At 55.3% G+C, this 2419-nt stretch carries 2 protein-coding genes; both read left to right on the plus strand.

Going from position 1 to position 2419, the window contains the following annotated elements; translation table 11 throughout:
* A partial coding sequence (locus tag B7G66_RS04605; protein WP_048858874.1) for an EAL domain-containing protein occupies positions 1-303 on the plus strand: 303 nt, incomplete at its 5' end.
* A gap of 47 nt (positions 304-350) precedes the next feature.
* Positions 351-2078 (plus strand): putative bifunctional diguanylate cyclase/phosphodiesterase, encoded by a 1728-nt coding sequence (locus tag B7G66_RS04610; RefSeq protein WP_048858875.1) that lies wholly within the window; start codon positions 351-353, stop codon positions 2076-2078.
* The last annotated feature ends 341 nt before the right edge of the window (positions 2079-2419 follow it).

The following is a 2419-nucleotide window of genomic DNA, read 5'->3' on the forward strand; positions in this document are numbered from 1 at the left end:
AAGATCGACCGCAGCTTCATCAATGATTTCGAGCATGATACCAATGCGCAGGCCGTGACCATGGCAGTGATCGGCATCGGGTCGCGCCTGGGCATGACCGTCGTGACCGAAGGGGTGGAGACCGAGCAGCAGCGCCGCCTTCTGGAAGAACTGAAATGCGACGTGATGCAGGGCTACCTGTTCGCCAAGCCTCTGGCGCCAAAGGATCTGGAACAGTGGGTGCGCCAGCGCCGCACCATCAAGGACCTGGCGGACCCGACAAAGAAACCAAAGACGGTATCGGAAAAAAACAAACCGAATTAAAAGTCTAAGGCAACATTCCAGCGTATCGCTTTGTTCCGAGGTTTTATATGTCCGCCAGACACGACGACCGACTCAGGGCCCTTACACACGAAGATGCAGATTTCTGGGCTGATGTCGTCGATAATGTCCTGATCGTCGCCGTTACCGACAGAAATGGCATCATAACCTATGTCAACCAGAAGTTCTGCGACGTCAGCCAGTACTCGGCTGCGGAACTTCTGGGGCAGACGCATCGAATCCTGAATTCCGGCACGCATACGCCCGCTTTTTTCCGCGACATGTACCGCACCATCTATTCGGGGCAGACATGGCACGGGAACATCTGCAACCGCACCAAGGATGGCAGCCATTACTGGGTGGCGACCACGATCATCCCGCATCATGGTTCGGATGGGAACATCATCGGTTTCGTTGCCGCGCGGTTCGAAATCACCGAACTGATGAACACCAAGGAACGGCTGAAGATACAGGCCGCAACAGATACGATGACCGGGCTGCTGAACCGTGGCGGGTTCAATGCCAGCCTGATCGCGACACTGGAGCAATGCAAGCAGTGCGATACGGACGAACGCGTGCTGGTGATGTTCGACCTGGATGGGTTCAAGCAGATCAACGACATCCACGGCCATCATGCGGGTGACACCGTGTTGCGCACGATCGGGCGCCGCATTGTCGAACTGGTCGGATCAGAGGAAGCGACAAGCCGATTGGGTGGCGACGAATTCGCGATCATCCTGCACAAAAGCCTGCGTGAACATTCCCTCGAAACCCTTCTGACGCGGCTTCAGGCGCTGCTTGAGGAACCGATCGACCTGGAATCGGCCATCGTGCGCGTCTCCGGCAGTATCGGGGCGACGCCGCTGACGGCAACCGATACGCTGGAAGATGTGCAGAAAAATGCCGACGTGGCGCTTTATGCCGCCAAGCAGGCCGGGGGCAAGCAGGCGCGCATGTTCAGCGCCAGCCTGCACAAGACCGCGCTGGAGCGTGCCAAGATCCTGAAGGAAGCCCGCGCGGGTGTAAAACAGAACCAGTTCGAGGTTTATTACCAGCCCATCCTGAACTGCCACACCGGGCAGATTGAACAGGCCGAGGCCCTGATGCGCTGGCACCATCCGCAACGCGGGTTACTGTCGGCCGGGGCATTTACCGATGTTTTTGCCGATTCCGGGCTGGCGCAGGAAATGGAAACCCATCTGGTGCAGTCATTTCACGATGACATCGCCATGTGGAAAAAGGCGGGCCTGCCGAACCTGCGTCTGGCGGTGAACCTGTCACACCTTGACCTGCTCAGCCTTGATCAGCAGGTCGACCTGCTGAGCGAGATCAAGCACCTGAAGATGGACCCCAACACCTTCATGCTGGAGGTGACGGAACATATGTTGCAGGGGCGACGCGCTGAAAAAAGCCAGATGCGCCTTAAATCCCTGGCCGAAGACGGGTTTGGTCTGGCGCTCGACAATTTTGGCCATGGCAGCGTGCGGCTGTCCACACTGAAGAACCTGCCGCTGAAGTCACTGAAAATCGACCGCAGCCTCGTGCGCTATATCGACACACGCGAACAGGACCGCGATATCCTTGCCTCCCTCATCAAGCTGGGCCACGGATTTGGCCTGTCCGTCACGGTCGAGGGGGTGGAAACGCGCAAGCAGTTCGATATCGCGGCAGAGCTTGGCGTGGATTACATTCAGGGCTTTTTCATCTCGCGCGCGGTTTCTGCCACTGACCTGGTGAAAATCACCCGCGAACATGCGTGGGAGCATGATCTGGGCTGATCCCCCCAGACAACTGACCGATAAAGTAAGCTGTTTTCTGGCTATCAGCTTTTGCACATATGCGACGCCATCTGTCGAAATTTGCAAAAGCAGCTTTACCAAAAGCGTTTGGGGCAGGTTGTCGGGCTGTGCGTTACAATGGACATCATTCGTCACTCATGAAAACATATTTCTGTTTTCTGTCTCGAAATTCTATGATTTCCATAATTCCAGCAATATTGTTGCGTAAAAATTCCTATCTGACAGCCCTGTTAGGCACTGTTTAAAAAATCAGGCTCAATAATATCCTGAAATGATAAAGTTTTTGGTGAAGCTTTTTCTAAAAAGCTTCAGAAGACGCC

The organism is Novacetimonas hansenii JCM 7643, assembly GCF_000964405.1.
Classification (GTDB): Bacteria; Pseudomonadota; Alphaproteobacteria; order Acetobacterales; family Acetobacteraceae; genus Novacetimonas; species Novacetimonas hansenii.

Excerpts from the sequence above, each read along its gene's own strand:
- B7G66_RS04610 (WP_048858875.1), top strand. The coding sequence starts at position 351 with ATGTCCGCCAGACACGACGACCGACTCAGGGCCCTTACACACGAAGAT.